At 65.2% G+C, this 16,253-nt stretch carries 15 protein-coding genes; 5 read left to right on the top strand and 10 right to left on the bottom strand.

Annotation, left to right across the window (positions count from 1 at the left end):
- Window positions 1-104: 104 nt before the first annotated feature.
- From pdhA to KXD96_RS21320, 3 genes are read left to right on the top strand one after another with little or no spacing between them, the layout of a single operon-like run.
- On the top strand, window positions 105-1,205 hold the full coding sequence (pdhA, locus tag KXD96_RS21330; RefSeq protein ID WP_260739584.1) for a pyruvate dehydrogenase (acetyl-transferring) E1 component subunit alpha: 1,101 nt from the start codon (window positions 105-107) through the stop codon (window positions 1,203-1,205).
- Entirely contained in the window at window positions 1,205-2,251 is a 1,047-nt protein-coding gene (gene bkdB, locus KXD96_RS21325; RefSeq protein ID WP_260739583.1) for a 3-methyl-2-oxobutanoate dehydrogenase subunit beta, read from the top strand. Before pdhA ends, bkdB begins: the two co-directional genes overlap by 1 nt.
- Window positions 2,248-3,411 (top strand): dihydrolipoamide acetyltransferase family protein, encoded by a 1,164-nt coding sequence (locus KXD96_RS21320; protein ID WP_260739579.1) that lies wholly within the window; start codon window positions 2,248-2,250, stop codon window positions 3,409-3,411. Before bkdB ends, KXD96_RS21320 begins: the two co-directional genes overlap by 4 nt.
- Window positions 3,412-3,415: 4 nt before the next feature.
- Here KXD96_RS21320 and KXD96_RS21315 read toward each other — a convergent pair whose 3' ends face one another.
- The 3 genes from KXD96_RS21315 to KXD96_RS21305 form a co-directional block, all read right to left on the bottom strand.
- Window positions 3,416-3,706, bottom strand: coding sequence for a hypothetical protein (locus tag KXD96_RS21315; RefSeq protein WP_260739578.1), 291 nt, complete (start codon window positions 3,704-3,706; stop codon window positions 3,416-3,418).
- Between the two features lie 99 nt (window positions 3,707-3,805).
- The gene (locus KXD96_RS21310) at window positions 3,806-4,579 is read right to left on the bottom strand and encodes an enoyl-CoA hydratase (RefSeq protein WP_260739576.1); all 774 of its coding nucleotides are present in this window, start codon (window positions 4,577-4,579) and stop codon (window positions 3,806-3,808) included.
- 328 nt (window positions 4,580-4,907) lie between these two features.
- Complete coding sequence (locus KXD96_RS21305) at window positions 4,908-5,321, bottom strand: hypothetical protein (protein ID WP_313901668.1); 414 nt, start codon at window positions 5,319-5,321, stop codon at window positions 4,908-4,910.
- Between the two features lie 325 nt (window positions 5,322-5,646).
- On the opposite strand from KXD96_RS21305, the gene KXD96_RS21300 reads away from it, so the two are divergent.
- Complete coding sequence (locus KXD96_RS21300) at window positions 5,647-7,131, top strand: biotin carboxylase (RefSeq protein WP_260739570.1); 1,485 nt, start codon at window positions 5,647-5,649, stop codon at window positions 7,129-7,131.
- Window positions 7,132-7,151: 20 nt separating this feature from the next.
- Window positions 7,152-8,306: a serine hydrolase domain-containing protein gene (locus KXD96_RS21295; protein WP_396878871.1), complete on the top strand. Its 1,155-nt coding sequence runs from the start codon at window positions 7,152-7,154 to the stop codon at window positions 8,304-8,306.
- 307 nt (window positions 8,307-8,613) lie between these two features.
- Here the strand turns inward: KXD96_RS21295 and KXD96_RS21290 are convergent, their stop codons facing one another.
- The 7 genes from KXD96_RS21290 to KXD96_RS21260 are packed head-to-tail and all read right to left on the bottom strand — an operon-like array spanning window position 8,614 to window position 16,159.
- Complete coding sequence (locus tag KXD96_RS21290) at window positions 8,614-10,605, bottom strand: dehydrogenase E1 component subunit alpha/beta (protein WP_260739566.1); 1,992 nt, start codon at window positions 10,603-10,605, stop codon at window positions 8,614-8,616.
- Between the two features lie 4 nt (window positions 10,606-10,609).
- Window positions 10,610-11,761 carry an acyl-CoA dehydrogenase family protein gene (locus KXD96_RS21285; RefSeq protein WP_260739563.1) on the bottom strand — a complete coding sequence of 384 codons (1,152 nt, stop codon included), beginning with the start codon at window positions 11,759-11,761 and terminating at the stop codon, window positions 10,610-10,612.
- Between the two features lie 2 nt (window positions 11,762-11,763).
- Window positions 11,764-12,816, bottom strand: a complete 1,053-nt coding sequence (locus KXD96_RS21280; RefSeq protein ID WP_260739561.1) for a 2,3-butanediol dehydrogenase — start codon at window positions 12,814-12,816, stop codon at window positions 11,764-11,766.
- Window positions 12,816-13,523 (bottom strand): TetR/AcrR family transcriptional regulator, encoded by a 708-nt coding sequence (locus KXD96_RS21275; protein ID WP_260739559.1) that lies wholly within the window; start codon window positions 13,521-13,523, stop codon window positions 12,816-12,818. The genes KXD96_RS21280 and KXD96_RS21275 overlap by 1 nt, the downstream gene beginning before the upstream one ends.
- A gap of 58 nt (window positions 13,524-13,581) precedes the next feature.
- Window positions 13,582-14,358 carry an enoyl-CoA hydratase/isomerase family protein gene (locus KXD96_RS21270; protein WP_260745484.1) on the bottom strand — a complete coding sequence of 259 codons (777 nt, stop codon included), beginning with the start codon at window positions 14,356-14,358 and terminating at the stop codon, window positions 13,582-13,584.
- Complete coding sequence (locus KXD96_RS28820) at window positions 14,352-14,624, bottom strand: SDR family oxidoreductase (protein ID WP_260739557.1); 273 nt, start codon at window positions 14,622-14,624, stop codon at window positions 14,352-14,354. Before KXD96_RS28820 ends, KXD96_RS21270 begins: the two co-directional genes overlap by 7 nt.
- Complete coding sequence (locus tag KXD96_RS21260; RefSeq protein ID WP_260739556.1) at window positions 14,621-16,159, bottom strand: long-chain fatty acid--CoA ligase; 1,539 nt, start codon at window positions 16,157-16,159, stop codon at window positions 14,621-14,623. Before KXD96_RS21260 ends, KXD96_RS28820 begins: the two co-directional genes overlap by 4 nt.
- Between the last annotated feature and the right edge of the window lie 94 nt (window positions 16,160-16,253).

Raw genomic sequence — 16,253 nt, 5'->3', positions numbered from 1 at the left:
CGCCAGTGTCGCGGCGAGCGGAGCCTTTCGTGTAGCTGGCGATCGACTTCGGCTCGCGGTAGGTCCCGGCTGTGACCCCTGCGGCACCGAAGTAGGGAGACGGTATGGCGACGATGCCTCACTTGCCGATGACCGTCGACCTCGAGCCGGTGCAACTCGTCGCCCCGGACGGCACATCGACGCCCGAACTCCGCTATGACCGCGACCTGCCCGCCGAGACGCTGTGCTGGCTCTACGAAATGATGATGGTCACCCGCGAGCTCGACACCGAGTTCGTCAACCTCAAGCACCAAGGGGAGTTGGCTTTGTTCGCCTCCTGCCGCGGCCAGGAAGCCGCCCAGGTGGGCGCGGCGGCCTGTCTGCGCAAGACGGACTGGCTGTTTCCCCAATACCGTGAGCTCGGTGCGTATCTGGTGCGCGGCATCCCGCTGGGGCACGTCGGTGCGTTGTGGCGCGGAACCTGGCACGGCGGATTGGAATTCACCAAGAAATGCTGCGCCCCGATCTCGATCCCGATCGGCACCCAGACCCTGCACGCCGTCGGCGCGGCGATGGCCGCGCAACGCCTCGGCGAGGATTCGGTGACGGTTGCCTTTCTCGGGGACGGCGCCACCAGCGTCGGGGATGTGCATGAGGCGCTGAACTTCTCGGCCGTGTTCGCCACGCCCTGCGTGTTCTTCGTGCAGAACAACCAGTGGGCGATCTCGGTGCCGGTCCACAAACAGACCGCGGCGCCGTCCATCGCGCACAGGGCAATCGGCTACGGCATGCCGGGGATACGGGTGGACGGCAACGATGTGCTGGCGTGCTACGCGGTGATGGCCGAGGCCGCCGCCCGCGCCCGGGACGGCGGTGGCCCCACGTTGATCGAGGCGGTCACCTACCGGCTCGGCGCGCACACCACGTCGGACGATCCCAGCCGGTACCGGACCCAGGAGGAGGTGGACCGCTGGGCGGCGCTCGACCCGATCACGCGCTATCGCACCTACCTGCGGGGCCAGGGCCTGTGGTCGGATCGCCTGGAGGACAGGGTAACCGCCCGCGCAAAGCGGATGCGCGCCGAATTGCGCGACGCGGTGTTCGGCGCACCCGATTTCGACATCGACGAGGTGTTCGCAACGGTGTACGCCGAGACCACGCCCGAGTTGGAGGCGCAGCGCCAACAGTTGCGAGCCGAACTGGACCGTAGCGATGGGGAGGCGTGATGACTCAGCTCGCTGATCGTCCGGCGAGTGCCGACGAAACCCTTACCGCCACAGCGCAGAACACTGCGCAATCGCTGACCATGGTGCAGGCGCTCAACCGGGCGCTGCGGGATGCGATGGCCGCCGACGAGCGGGTGCTGGTGTTCGGCGAAGACGTCTCGGTCGCGGGCGGGGTGTTTAGGGTAACAGAGGGGATCGCCGAAACGTTCGGCGAGAAACGCTGTTTCGACACGCCGCTGGCGGAATCCGCCATCATCGGGATCGCGGTGGGGCTGGCGCTGCGCGGCTTCGTACCGGTGCCGGAGATACAGTTCGACGGGTTCTCTTACCCGGCGTTCGATCAGGTGGTCAGCCATCTGGCGAAGTACCGCACCCGCACCCGCGGCGAGATCAACATGCCGGTGACGGTGCGCATCCCGTCCTTCGGCGGAATCGGTGCGGCCGAACATCATTCGGACTCCACCGAATCGTATTGGGCACATACCGCCGGCCTGAAGGTGGTGGTTCCGTCCAGCCCGGCCGACGCGTACTGGCTGCTCCGACACGCGATCGCCTGCCCGGACCCGGTAATGTACCTCGAGCCCAAGCGGCGCTATCAGGTCCGCGGCACGGTGGACACCGCGCGGCCCGAACCGCCGATCGGGCGGGCGATGGTGCGCCGTCCCGGGTCCGATGTCACCGTGTTGACCTATGGCGGCTTGGTCGGCACCGCCATCGGCGCAGCGGAAGAGGCACAGCGGCAACGCGGTTGGAGCCTGGAGGTCATCGACCTGCGGTCACTGGTTCCGTTGGACTTCGACACCGTGGCGGCATCGATTCGTCGGACCGGGCGTTGCGTGGTGATGCACGAGGCGCCGCACAGCCTGGGATATGGCGCCGAATTGGCCGCCAGGATTCAAGAGGAAATGTTCTACGAGCTGGAGGCGCCGGTGTTGCGCGCCTGCGGATTCGACACTCCGTACCCGCCCGCCAGGCTGGAGCGACTGTGGCTGCCCGGCCCCGACCGGCTGCTGGACTGCGTCGAGCGCGCCTTGGGGCAGCCATGAGCGCCGACGAGCGGGTCAAGGCATTCCGGGTTCCCGACCTCGGTGAGGGGCTGCAGGAAGTGACGGTGACGCACTGGAACGTCGCCGCGGGCGACGACGTCGAGCTCAACCAGGTGTTGTGCACGGTGGAGACCGCCAAGGCCGAGGTCGAACTTCCCAGCCCGTACGCGGGCCGGATCGTCGAAACGCACGGCGGTGAGGGTGACGTGCTCGAGGTCGGGGCGGTGCTCGTGCGCATCGACACCGCACCGATGAACGGCGACATCCCTACCACCGCTGCGGCGGTCCCCACTCTGGTCGGCTATGGCGCGGACGCCGGCATCGACGCCAGCCGACGGGCCAGCCGCCCGCTCGCCGCTCCTCCGGTGCGCAAACTGGCCAAGGAGTTGATGGTCGACCTGCGCTCGCTGCAACGCGGCCCCGACAGCATCATCACCCGCGCGGACGTGCTGGCGGCGGCCGACCAAAACGTGGCAGACGTTCGACCGGTCCGTGGCGTGCAGGCGCGAATGGCCGAGAAAATGGCGTTGTCGCACAGGGAAATCCCGGCCGCCAAAGTCAGCGTCGCGGTTGACTGCACCGAATTGTTGCGGCTGTCGGACCGCGCGTCGGCTGACCAGAAGGTCACGCCGTTCGTGCTCACAATGAGGTTGCTGCTGATTGCGCTGCGCCACAACGAAATTCTCAACTCGACATGGGTGGATTCGCCCGACGGCCCGCGGCTTCGCGTTCATCATCACGTGCATCTGGGATTCGGCGTGGCCACCACGCGGGGCCTGCTGGTCCCGGTGGTCCCCGACGCACACAAGAAGACTACCCGCGAACTCGCAAGTCGGACAGAAGAATTGATCATCGGCGCGCGGGAAGGCACGCTCACGCCGGGGGAGTTGCGCGGCTCGACCTTTACCGTGTCGAACTTCGGGGCGCTGGGCGCCGACGACGGTGTGCCAGTGATCAACCATCCCGAAGCGGCCATCCTTGGCATGGGGGCAATCAAACCCCGCCCGGTGGCCGTCGGTGATCAGGTCGTGGTGCGCCCGACGATGACGCTGACCTGTGTCTTCGATCATCGCGTCGCCGACGGCGCCCAGGCGGCTCAATTCGTCACCGAGCTCAGGGATTTGGTCGAGTCGCCGATGACCGCGTTGCTCGACCTGTAAGAACTCAGGGATGTGGCGGTACGGGGCACCAGAACAGGCCGCAGTTGAAATTGGGCTGGCGGGACGGCGGCGGGGGTGGGTAGTGCGGCGGGTTGTCGGTGTCCCAGCACTGATTCCAGTACTTGTTCTCGCCCCATGCCGGGTTCCATGGCTGGTTTGGGCACCAATACACCTGCGGCGCAGGAGTTGGCTGCGCCTGGGCAACGCCTTCAACCAGCGCGGATACAGCCGCCAGCAGGCCGGTGGACAATAGGGCCCCGGCGACGATCCGGGTGGGGGCGCGGGTGATGTGCACTTGCGTGTCCTTTGCTGGGGCGCCAGGTCTGCCGGCGTCTTCGTAGCTAAGCACACAGTGGCGGGTGCGCTACCGATCCCAACCGCTAACTCACGCTAGTCACGAGCGGCGTTGCGCTGCGGCCAGTCGCTGGGCGAATTCGGGTGACTGGATGGAGTAGGCCTGCGGCCCGAGCTCGGTGCGCATGGCGAAGACGTGTTGTTCGTGATCGAGCGACCCCGGGCTGATGGTGGCGCGCATCGTGGCCTTCGTCGCCAGCACGACGTCGCGCGGGGCGGCCGCGGGCCCCGCGGCCAGTTCCAGCGCCGCGGCGACCGGGTCGTCGGCGACAAAGAGCGCCAGGCCGTGGTGCACGGCGGCTTCGGCGTCGAACCGCATGCCGAAGAGCAGGGCCGCGCGGGCCACTTGAGGGCCCACCGCCCGCTGCAGCATCCAGGTCGCCCCACCACCGGGATGCAGTCCCAGCTTTTGGAATCGGGCGTCGAACAACGCCCCCGGCCCGGCGATGCGCACGTCGGCCGCCAGAGCGAGATTCAGGCCCGCGCCCACGGCCGCGCCGTTGACCGCGGCGATCGTGGGCAGCCGGCAACTGCCGACGGCCATGAAGCCGTCGTAGAGCTCCTGCAGACCCGTCTCGGTTTTGTCGCCGCCCGCGGCGCCGAGCGCGCTGAGGTCCGCGCCGGCACAGAAGGCCTTGCCTGCACCGGTGACCACCACGGCGTGCACGTCGGGATCGGCCTCGGCCCGCTCGACGGCGGCCCGCAGCTGCCCCGACATCTCGGCGGTCACCGCGTTGCGCCGGTCGGGGTCGTTGACGGTGATCAGCGCGACGCGATTGTCGACGGTGAACGAGACGAGGTCGGATTGGGCCATCGGGCACCTCCACGGCTTGGGTTTTGGGGGTCCGCGCGACGCACGATTGCTGTGCCGTCGGCTGCGACTCCCGGGCAGGGTAAGGGTACTGCCCGGCGTGTTCTCCGACGGTGGCCGGTGTGCGGGCGATCCGGCTGTCCGTCCGGTCGCCTAACGCGCTTTCGAACGCCATCGGTTACCGCGTGGGTATCTTTAAAGAATGGTTGTGTGAACGCGAATACGTTTGCGCTTGAGTGCGGGAAACGAGACGCATCGTCAATCACAACGATGCAATTCAGCCGCGCAGTGGCAGACCGCGACGCCATTCCGGGGTCTCGATCGGTTTGCCTCACCCAACTTCGGGTCTTGCCAACTTCTTCGCGAGCTGATCGAGCGCCGCTTGACGCCGTTTTACGGCGCACGCGCGCTGGTCCCGCAGCGTCCCCTGAATAACCGCCTTCGGCAACGCGTCGCGCCGCAACCTAGTGTTCGCATAGTGGATTGCCGCATCGATCATTTCGATGTAGCGCTCCGCCTCATCGACAGCGCATGTTCCTTCGATCCGCTGGACCTCATCCCAACACGGATAAGACGAGTACCTGGCATCGATCCGTTGTTGCGATACCTGTAGACCGAAGTAGCAGCGCCAGTCTCGGCTTAGCCATCCCCTGGTCTTGACTTCAACTTTGATCCTGTTCCCAAGGCCGGCTACGAACTTTGGTTCTCCGACTCGCACTACCGGTTGCCAGTCGTCCGACGTCATCATCATCGACCACCCCTCGAATAGAGACGCCTAAGTCATGATCCCCCTGCTGGCGTCATCTGCTCGCACGACACGCCAATTGTGGTGCCCTAACCATCCAATTGGCAAACTTTGGGTGACGGCGGGCATCGCAGCACTTGTTGAGGGCCATTTGTGGTGCACAGTTGTTGCGAAGTGCCGGGCCGGGGTTGGCCACTTTGCTTTTGCGTGGCCATGCGCGGGTCCACACTTAGGGAATGACGGTATATGAATGCAAGGCCGGCGTCCTGACCGCACCACCCTTGCCGCCGCAGCGGTCTGAGGCGTCGACGTCAGCGCGGGCGGCGTGACCGCGCCCGCGGGCGGGCCCGAGCCGGAGGCGCGCCGCCTGCTCAAAGGCCTCTCGGACGTGCGCGCTTTCTTTCACACCAATACCGTGCCGCTGTACTTCATCTCGCCGACCCCGTTCAACCTGCTCGGAATCGACCGCTGGATACGGAACTTCTTCTACCTGACCTACTTTGACTCGTTCGAGGGCATACATTCACGCGTGTTCGTACCCCGGCGGCGGGACCGCATCGATTTTGACTCCATGGGGGATGTGTGCAACCACCTCCTGCGCGATCCCGAGACGCTCGAGTTCATCGCGGGCCGGGGGCCTGGTGGCAAGGCGTGCTTCGTGATGATGGACGAGGAGACCCAGGCCCTCGCTCGGCAGGCGGGTCTCGAGGTCATGCATCCGCCGGTGGAACTGCGCCATCGTCTCGGCTCCAAGACCGTCATGACGCGCCTGGCCGACGAGGCGGGCGTACCGAGCGTGCCCCACGCGATGGGGCGGGCCGGCTCCTACGACGAACTGCTGGCTCTCGCCCAGAACGCCGGATTGGGCGATGACCTCGTTATCTCGGTCCCTTATGGCAACGCCGGCAGCGGCACGTTCTTTGTGCGCGGCCAGCGTGATTGGGACGAGTATGCCGGTGAACTGACCGCGCAGCATGAATTCAAAGTCATGAAGCGCATCCGCAATGTCGAGGTGTGCATCGAGGGTGCCGTGACCCGCCACGGCACCGTGATCGGCCCCCCGATGACGAGTCTCGTCGGTTACCCCGAGCTGACTCCGCACCGGGGCGCCTGGTGCGGCAACGACATTTGGCGCGAAGTCCTGCCGCCGGACCAGACGCACGCCGCGCGGGAAATGGTGCGGAAGCTGGGCGACATCCTGAGCCGCGAGGGTTACCGCGGCTACTTCGAGGTGGACCTCCTGCATGACTTGGACTCTGACGAGCTCTACCTCGGCGAGGTGAACCCGCGCTTGAGCGGTGCCAGCCCGATGACGAACCTGACGACCGAGGCCTACGCCGACATGCCCCTGTTTCTTTTTCACCTGCTCGAGTACATGGACGTGGAGTACGAGCTCGACATCGAGGACATCAACGCGCGCTGGGAGCGCGGTTATGGCGAGGACGAGGTCTGGGGTCAAGTGATATTGACGGAGACCTCGCCGGATGTCGAACTCTTCACCGCGACGCCACGCACCGGTGTGTGGCGCATCGACGACGACGGTCGTGTCTCCTTCGCGCGCTCCGCCAACGACTGGGCCACGCTGCTCGACGGGTCCGAGGCCTTCTACATGCGTGTCGCGGCCCCCGGCGACTTGCGTTCTGAGGGCGCTCAACTCGGGGTGCTGGTCACCCGCGGGCACCTGCAGACCGACGATTACCACCTCACCGAGCGCTGCCAGCGCTGGGTCAAGGGCATGAAGGCGAAGTTCGCCTCGACACCCCTGGCGCCGGCGACGCCGATCGTCTCGCGACTCGTCGCACGAGCGTGAGCTTCCCGGCGGGCATCTCACTGGACAACTGGCTGTCGCCGCCGTACTCGAGGTGGTCGTTCCAGCACGTCGAAGACATGGTGCCGACGGCGGTGATCTCGCGCGGGACCGGGCCCGCCGCGGCGCTGCCCGCGGCCCCCGCTCCCTTGGCGGAGATCCCGGTCACCAGAGTTCATGGCCGGGCCACCACCGTGGGCGCGGTGATGGCCGCCACCGTTACCGACGGGTGGGCCGTCGCATACCGCGGGTCGCTGGTGGCCGAGGAGTACCTCGACCACCTACGGGCCGACAGCCGACACCTGCTGTTCTCGGTGAGCAAATCGCTGGTGGGCGCCATTGTTGGCGCGCTGCACGGGGCCGGCGCGATCGAGCTTGACGCGCCGGTCACGGCATTCGTTCCCGAGCTAGCGAATTGCGGCTATGCCGGTGCGACTGTGCGCCACCTGCTGGACATGAGGTCGGGTATCAAGTTTTCGGAGAGCTACGACGATCCGGCGGCGGAGATACACCTGCTCGACCAAGCGATGGGGTGGGCGCCAAAGAGAACCTCGAATGGCCCTTCCACGCTGCGCGACTTCCTGCTTACCCTGCGGCAGAAGTCAGCTCACGGCGGCCCGTTCGAATACCGCTCGTGTGAAACCGACGTGCTGGGCTGGATATGCGAGGTCGCCGGAGCCCAGCGGATGCCGGAACTGATGTCGGACGTGCTGTGGAGCCGCATCGGCGCCCAGTACGACGCCACCATCGGTGTCGATTCCGCCGGCACCGGATTCTTCGACGGCGGCATCAACGCCTGCCTTACCGACATGATCCGGTTCGGTTCGCTGTTCTTGCGCGACGGCGTTTCGTTGACCGGTCGGCAGGTGGTGCCGCCGGCGTGGATCGCCGACACCTTCGACGGCGGGCACGATTCGCGTCGGGCGTTCGCCGCGAGCCCCGACCACGACACCGATTTGCCCGGCGGGATGTACCGCAACCAGATGTGGTTCCCCTACCCGGGCAGCAATGTCGTGTTGTGCCTGGGCATGTGCGGTCAGATGATCTACGTCAACCGCGCCGCGGAGTTAGTCGCCGCCAAGGTGTCCACCCAGCCGCACTCTCATGAGCCGCACATGCTCGACACGCTGCGCGCATTCGATGCGGTGGCACACGAATTGGCTGAAACCGCTGGTTAGCCTCGGCCCGTCAAGCATCAACCGACATCAGGTAGGAGTGCCCCTGCTGCCCGCGCTGATTGTGCGGCCGTGCTGCTAACGGCGCGCCTCTGAAGCGGGCACAACTGGATGCCAGGACATTTCAGTCGATAGCTGATAAGCGATTCCATCGCGCCTTGTGCACGAGCCCTCCCGATTCCATACGTCGCGAGTCCCAGCCATTGTGTGGGCTGTGGTGCCATCGACGACACCGCACGACTTTCCGTTTTGGCGGCTCCACAGGCGACCGCCGACTGCGCGCCAACGAATTGGAGGTTGTCGCTAGTCGCTATTCGGTGACCACTTCGCGGATCGCCGCGACGATCTTCTGCGGGTCGGGAAGCCAAACCTGCTCGAGGACAGGCGAATACGGTGCAGGAGTAAAGGGAGGGGTCACCCGCTTGATCGGGCCGTCGAGGTGCCATATCGCCGCGTCGGCCACTTGAGCCGCGATCTCGCCACCCAGCCCTGCTCGGCCATGCGCCTCGTGTGCGATGACGAGTCGTGTGGTCTTACGAACGGACCGGAGAATCGAATCGATGTCAAACGGCGCGACGGTCCGAAGATCGATGACCTCGACGTCGATCCCGTCGGACGCTACCTGGTCCGCCGCGCTGAGCGCGGTGTGCACCATGCGTGACCAGCTGACCAATGTGACGTCGGAGCCCTGCCGCCGAATAGCCGCCTGCCCCAAGGGAACTACGTGATCGGAAGCGGGGCGATTGCCCTTGAGCCCGTATTGGAGTCTGTGTTCGACGAAGATCACCGGGTTGGGGTCTAGAACGGCTGCGCGAAGAAGGCCGTACGTGTCTTCTGCCGTTGACGGCATGACCACTGTCAGACCGGGGATGTGCGCGAGTAGGGCTTCCAGGCTCTGCGAGTGTTGGGCTGCCGATGACCGTCCGGACCCGAACTGGGTCCTGATCACCAGGGAGGCCGGCGCGCGGCCGCCGGTCATGAAGTGAATCTTGGCTGCCTGGTTCAGGATTTGATCGAATGCGACGCCGATGAAGTCGAAGTACATGATCTCGACGATGGGTTTGCAGCCGGTCATGGCTGAGCCCACGGCAAGTCCGACTACGGCAGTTTCCGAAATCGGGGTGTTGAAGACGCGGCCGCCGAAGCTGTCGCGCAGGCCGCGAGTGAGGCCGAAGACGTTGCCTGCGCCGACGTCGACGCCGGCGACGAACACCGAGGGATCGTTCGCCAGCGAGTACTCCAGCGCGTCGTGAACGGCGTGCATGAGCTTGAAACCGCGGTCGCCGCCGACCGTAATCGGATCAAGCTGGGCCGGTGCGGGTTTCGCACGTGGCACCTCGACCGAACTGAACAGCGCCGAAAGATCCGGCGGTGGTGCGGCATCGGCGAAATCCACAGCATCGGAAATCACCGTCTCGGCGCGTTCGGTGAGGGACGACAGCACAGCGTGGTCAACCTGATCATGCAGTCTGCCGGCCAGCGCGGCGATCGGGTCCTTCTGCTTCCACTGTGCCAACTCCTCGTCGGTCCGATACGACATCGGATCGCCTTCGTAGTGGCCGTGCCAGCGGTACGTGACCGCTTCCAGAAGGAACGGACCCTCGGCGGCGCGCATACGAGATACGAATGAGGTTGCGGCGCAAGCCACCGCCACCACGTCGTTTCCGTCGACCGATGTGCAGTCGATGCCATAGGACAACGCCCTGGCGGCCACGGGGACGGGATGCTGTTCTTCGAACGGCGAGAACTCCGAATACTGGTTGTTCTCGCATACGAAGAGCACCGGGAGCTTTCGCAGAGCCGCAAGATTCACGGCTTCGTGGAAGGCTCCCTGGGCGATGGCTCCGTCCCCGAAGAACGCGACCACGACATCGTCACGACCCAACTGGCGGAAGCCTTCGGCAACACCCACCGCAATCGGCAGTCCGGCGCCGACGATGCCGTTGGCGCCATAGATCCCGCAGCCGAAGTCAGCGATGTGCATCGACCCGCCCATTCCGCTGCCGGTGCCGACCGCCTTTCCCATCAACTCACCGAACATCGCCTTGGGGTCTGCACCCTTCGCGAGGCAGTGCCCATGCCCGCGGTGGTTGGAAACGATCCCGTCCGATGGCCGCAACGGCCAGCACCCTCCGACCGCCGATGCCTCCTGCCCGATCGACAAGTGAACGAATCCGGGCACGCGGCCCGCTGCGTAGAGCTCCGACGTCCGTTGCTCAAAGCTCCGGATGAGCAGCATCCGGTAGTACATCTCCAGCAGGTCCTCGGTCGACAGGGAACACGCAGAGGTATCAGTCACCACGTCGTCACACTTTTCCGATGACATGCCGGGCGATAACGTTTCGTTGGATCTCGCTGGTGCCCTCTCCGATTTCGAGGATCTTGGCGTCGGAGTAGAACCGGGCGATCTCCGATTCGCGCATGTAGCCGTAGCCGCCATGGATCTGCAGGCTGGCGCTGGCGGCGCGATTCGCCACTTCTGACGCGTGCAGCTTGGCCATGGCCGCAGCTTTGCTGAACGGTTGCCCGGTGTCCGCCAGCCACGCGGCCCGGTACACCAGCCAGCGGGCCGTTTCGACCTCGGTCGCGATGTCGGCGACCTTGTGAGCAATCGCCTGAAACTTCGCGATCGGCTGGCCGAACTGCTCGCGCTCCCGGCACTGTCGCACTGCCAGCCGAAGGGCTGCCTCGGCGAGTGAAAGGCTCACCGCTGCCACGCTGATGCGACCCGGGTCGAGAACCTCGAGGAACTGGCGAAGCCCCCCGCTGTCGTCTCCGATCAGGTGGTCGTCGGGAACCCAACAGTCCTGGAAGACGAGCTCGCGGGTGTCGCTGGAATTCCAGCCCAACTTGCGCAGTGGCTGGCCGAGCGTGAAACCTTTTGTGCCCGCAGGCACGAAGAACGTGCCGTACCGCCTTCGGTCGCCGTCGTCGCTTGTCACGGCGAGCAAGCTGACTCCGAGACTCATATCGGTGCCGGCGTTGGTGATGAACATCTTGGTGCCGTCGATGAGCCAACCTCCCGCCTCGCGGCGGGCGCGCGTCCGGATTGACGCGGCATCCGAGCCGGCTGTGGGTTCGGTGAGGCCGAACGCTCCGATGTGAGTGCCTTCGGCGAGTGGGCGCAGCCACCTCTCCTTCTGCTCATGCGTCCCATACCGGATCAGCGGCAGCGATGCGATGGTCAGATGAGCATTCCAACTGGCGGCAACCGACTGATCGGCAACGCCGATCTCCTCCATCGCGGCCACATAGGCGACGTAGCCCACGTCGGTGCCGCCGTACTCTGCTGGGGCCAGCAGCCCCATCAGCCCCAGCTCGCCCATCTTCTTGAACACCTCGGTGGGGAACCGGTGCTGTTCGGACCAGGCGGCCGCGTACGGTGCGATCTCTTTCTGGGCGAATGCGCGGCACAGTTCGCGAAGCTCATGGGTTTGCGCATCGAAGGAAAAGTCCATGGTCAACCGTTCGGGGTAAGGAGAATTTTGAGTTGGTCGACCGGCGAGGTGGCCAGTTGCAGGAACGTGTCGACTGCAGCGTCGAGCGGGCGCACGTCGGTGATGAACGGCACCGGGTCGAGGCGACCCGAAGCCATGAGCCTGAGCACTCGTTCGATGTCGTGGTGATATCCCAAGGCGCCCAGCACGCTGCGTTCGAAGAGGACGACCTGTCGAAGGTCGACGCTGAGCTGGGCGTCAGAGATGCCGACGATGCTGACGCGCCCACCGCGTCGGACCGAGGTGATGGCGAGCTCGAAGGCGTCGGGCCGCCCGGTCGCTTCTATCGCGGCATCCGGACCGACCTTGCCCGAACGAAGGAATACTTCCCGCCGGACGTCGGTCGTTGTCGGGTCGAATGCTTCGGTGGCTCCGAATCGCCGGGCGAGTTCCGCCCGGCCGGGTACCGGTTCGCTGACGTACACGGCCGCGGCACCGCGACTGATCGCGCCTAGCAGCGATGCGATACCGATCGGACCCGCACCAGTAACGAGGACCACGTCACCCGGTCCGATTCCCGCTCGTGCAGCTGCGTGCAATCCGACCGCAAGGGGCTCCGCGACCGCGGCCCATTCTGCCGGCACCCCGTCTGGGACGGGCAGGACATTCACCCGCGGGACAAGGACGTGGGAGGCGAACGCGCCATCGGATGCCAGCCCAACCGAGCCGCCCTTGGTGCAGAGGTGATAGTCGCCGCGAAGGCAAGACGGACACGAACCGCATCGCAAGCACGGGTCAACGGTTACCAGTTGGCCGGGGTCAAGACCACTGACGTCGTCGCCGACGCCGGTGACGCGGCCGCTGAATTCGTGGCCGAGGGTGAGTGGTGGGGCTACGCCACTCAGCGGATGAGGAGTCGAGCGAATCATGTTGGGGCCGTGGCGGAATTCGTGGAGATCGGTTCCGCAGATTCCGCATGCCGCAACCTCGATGAGAACGTCGTGAGGCCCCGGTTGTGGTGTCGGCACCTCTTCGAGCCGCAGGTCGTTGTTGGCGTGCCACCGCAGTGCTTGCATCAGATCCTCACAGGGTCAACGAGCTTGACGGGTTGATTGGCGACCAGCTGTGGTGTGCGGCCGGCCATGATCCGACCCGCGGTCGATTCCGCTTGCCGGACCATTGCGGTCTCGGCGCCGAAGCCGAGCATGAGCGTGCGGTAGTAGACAACAGACAAATCCGAGGGTGACCACGGCAGGTTCGGCCGCGCCCATTGAAAGGTGTGGTTGTGCAGATTGAGGAACTGCAGCATGGCGAGCTTGGGGTCTGCACGGGTGAGTTCGCCGGCATCCATGGCCTCCTCGAGCATCGATCGGACAAAATTTTCGAACTCGTGGCGCTGCGCCAGAACACGCGCACGATTCGGCTTGGAGAGGTGTCGATAGTCGTGTTCATAGACCCAAATATGGTCGAGCCGCTCGAAGATGACGGTCAGCAGATATTGAGACAGGACTCGCAGGCGCACCATCGCGGAGACATCGGTCGCGTTGATCCGTTCGGTTTCCCGCAAGAGGGGGGCCAAGACGCGGTTCTGGATCTCGATCAGCAGGTTCTCTTTCGAGCCGATGTAGTGGTACAGCGCTCCCTTGCCCAGATTGACCTGCCGGCAGATGTCCGAGATGCTGGTTGCCGCATACCCTTTCGTTGCGAACAGCACCGCCGCCTGGTCGATGATGGCTTGGCGTCTGAGCTCGAAGTCTGGGCCGTGGCCGGGAGGGCGTGGCATCGAGCTTCTCCTTCATTTTGGTGACAGTGTTGGGGCGGTTATGCACGGCTGCAACTTCTTACGTCCTCTTTCGCCGGTTCAAGAAGCGCGCCATCGCGGTGTCTCGGTCGCCGGTGGCGAACATGCCTGCCAGCGCGGACCGTTCCAAGGCCAGCCCGGCTTCGCTGATCGGCACAGCGGCGTCGACGCATTCCTTGATCGCCCGGACGGCATGGCGCGGCGCCGCCGCCAGCGTGTCGGCCAGTTCGTACGCACGTGGCAGAGTGCGGGCCGGCTCGACGATTTCGTCGAGGATGCCCAGGTGCAACGCCTCGTCGGCGGCGATATGCCGCCCCGTCATCATCAGGAGTTTCGCGGTACTGCGACCGACGATCTGTGGCAGTCGCTGCGTGCCTCCGGAACCGGGGACAATGCCCAGCGTGACTTCGGGGAGCCCCACCTTGCACGTGTTGGAGCCGATGCGGAAATCGGCGGCAAGTGCGAGCTCGAGGCCGCCGCCGAGCGCGTAACCATTGATCGCCGCGATCACCGGCAACGGCAACCTGGCCAGGGCGGTGAACGCGACATTGAGGCGTTCGTTCCAGCCGACGATCTCCTCGTACCCCATTTCTGCGAGGGCTTTGATGTCGGCACCGGCTGCGAAGTTCTCGGTGCCGCCGTGAACTACGCACGCCCGGACGTCAGGATCGTCCGCGACCGCCCGGATCGCCGCTATGAGCGCGTCCCGCATCGCGGTATCGAGCGGATTCATCGGGGGATGGGCGAGTTCGATAATCGCTACCGCATTTTCCTGTGTGAGCCGCACCGGCGGTTCGCCGAGACTTCCGCTCACCATGCTTGCCACCCCCCGTCGACCGCGAAAGTTGCACCGGGGACGTAGGTCGACGCGTCGCTGAGCAGGAAGCTGACGGCGCCTGCCAACTCGCTGGGCCGGCCGGTGCGCGCCATCGGGATCCGGCGGAGTATGCCCCCACCCCAACGGCTTTCGCGAAGCCCATGACTGAGCTCGGTACGGAAGTTCACGATGGCTCGGCCGAGTCCTTTGCCTGCTCCGGTGACCCAGATGACCTTGCCGCCCAGCGGGGGTGCCGGTGCGCTCATCGGCTCACGCCCGTTCTTGTATTAGCAATGCGCAGTTCGCGTTTGAGTACCTTGCCCGACGGTGTGCGGGGGAGAGCATCGATGAACTCGACGTAGCGGGGGACCTTGAACCGGGCAAGGCGTTCATGGCAGAAGTCGATCAGCTCCTCGGCCGTCGCGTCCGCGCCTTGTCGCACGACGACGAATGCCTTGGGGACCTCCCCCCATTTCTCGTCGGGATACCCGATCACGGCGGCTTCGAGCACCGCGGGGTGTTCGTAGAGCGCGCGTTCCACCTCCGGTGAGGCGATGTTCTCCCCACCGGAGATCAACATGTCCTTCTTGCGATCCTCGATGTACAAATACCCATCCTGGTCGAGTCGGCCCACGTCTCCGGTGTGAAACCATCCGTCGCGGATCGCGTCGGCCGAGGCTTTCGGGTCGCGCCAGTAGCCGCCGAACACCTTGGGCCCGCGGACCGCAATCTCGCCTATCGTCCCTGCCGGGACGGGTTCGCCTGCGTCGTCGACGATTCGGACTTGCTGGTGAGGCAGCGGCAACCCCACCGAGCCGAGTTTGGTGACCATGTGGTCGCGATCGAGGAACGTGTCGCTGGAGACGGTTTCGGTCAGGCCGTACGCGTCGGCGAACCACACATCCGGCAATGCGTCCAGCAGCTGGCGTAGCCGGGCTTCTGGCATCTTCTCGCCGCCGCTGAGAATTGTTTTCAGACTTGACAAGTCGCGTGTCGTCAACTCCGCGCACTGCAGCACTTGATTGACCATCGCCGGCGCCAGCCAGCAGTTGGTGCCGCGGTACTCCTCGATGAGCGCGAGCAGCTCGGCCGCGTCGAATTTGCGTTGCAGCACCAGGGTGCCGCCGACATGCAGAGTGGTGATGCCGCCCATGTCGAGTGCACCGACGTGGTAGAGGGGTCCGCCCACGACCGTGACGTCATTGTGATTCCAGCCGAACTGCACCAGCAGGCCGAGTGTTTTCCACGCGAAGTTCGAGTGCGTGATGCATACGCCTTTCGGATGGGCGGTCGTTCCCGACGTGTACATCAGTCGTTGCAGCGCGTCCGGTGCAACATCGACGGGGGCAACGAAACTGCCTCGATACGGAGCCACGACGTCGGCGTAGCGTTCGAATGCGGGCGTCGCGGGCTCGTCGACGGTGAATCGGACGGAAAGCGTTAGTCCCTCGATCACACCGGCCAGGTCCGACTCGAACTGCGCTTCGGTGACGACCGCCGCAGCTTGACCGTGGTCGAGGATGTAGCGCCACTCCGCCGGGGCCAGCCTGAAGTTGATCGGCAAGAACGCCGCGCCGAGCCGGTTCACGGCATAGATCGTTTCGATGAATTCCGGGGTGTTCTGCATCAGCAGTGCGACATGGTCGGATTCGCGTATGCCGCGCTCGGCCAGGGCGACGGCAAGGGCGTTGACGCGTTCGAGAAACTGCGCATAGGTGTAGTGGCCGCCGCGCCATGCCAGGGCCGTTTTGTCCGGACGCACCGCGGCGTGGTGATCGAGTATTGCGGCGACGTTGATCACGGAGTGCGCTCCTTTGCATCAACGCAGGCCAATCTTAGATACTATATATTGAATGGACCGACCGGTCCAGATAACAATCTCCGGCCGGGCTGAA

It is taken from the genome of Mycobacterium sp. SMC-2 (genome assembly GCF_025263485.1).
GTDB lineage: Bacteria > Actinomycetota > Actinomycetes > Mycobacteriales > Mycobacteriaceae > Mycobacterium.
The sequence above is the reverse complement of the archived record's forward strand: the minus strand, read 5'-3'. Positions and strand labels throughout refer to the sequence as shown.

Coding starts and splice junctions, on each gene's coding strand:
- pdhA (WP_260739584.1), top strand. CDS start 105: ATGGCGACGATGCCTCACTTGCCGATGACCGTCGACCTCGAGCCGGTG.
- bkdB (WP_260739583.1), top strand. CDS start 1,205: ATGACTCAGCTCGCTGATCGTCCGGCGAGTGCCGACGAAACCCTTACC.
- KXD96_RS21320 (WP_260739579.1), top strand. CDS start 2,248: ATGAGCGCCGACGAGCGGGTCAAGGCATTCCGGGTTCCCGACCTCGGT.
- KXD96_RS21310 (WP_260739576.1), bottom strand. CDS start 4,579: ATGGCCCAATCCGACCTCGTCTCGTTCACCGTCGACAATCGCGTCGCG.
- KXD96_RS21305 (WP_313901668.1), bottom strand. CDS start 5,321: ATGACGTCGGACGACTGGCAACCGGTAGTGCGAGTCGGAGAACCAAAG.
- KXD96_RS21285 (WP_260739563.1), bottom strand. CDS start 11,761: ATGGACTTTTCCTTCGATGCGCAAACCCATGAGCTTCGCGAACTGTGC.
- KXD96_RS21280 (WP_260739561.1), bottom strand. CDS start 12,816: ATGCAAGCACTGCGGTGGCACGCCAACAACGACCTGCGGCTCGAAGAG.
- KXD96_RS21275 (WP_260739559.1), bottom strand. CDS start 13,523: ATGCCACGCCCTCCCGGCCACGGCCCAGACTTCGAGCTCAGACGCCAA.
- KXD96_RS21270 (WP_260745484.1), bottom strand. CDS start 14,358: ATGGTGAGCGGAAGTCTCGGCGAACCGCCGGTGCGGCTCACACAGGAA.
- KXD96_RS28820 (WP_260739557.1), bottom strand. CDS start 14,624: ATGAGCGCACCGGCACCCCCGCTGGGCGGCAAGGTCATCTGGGTCACC.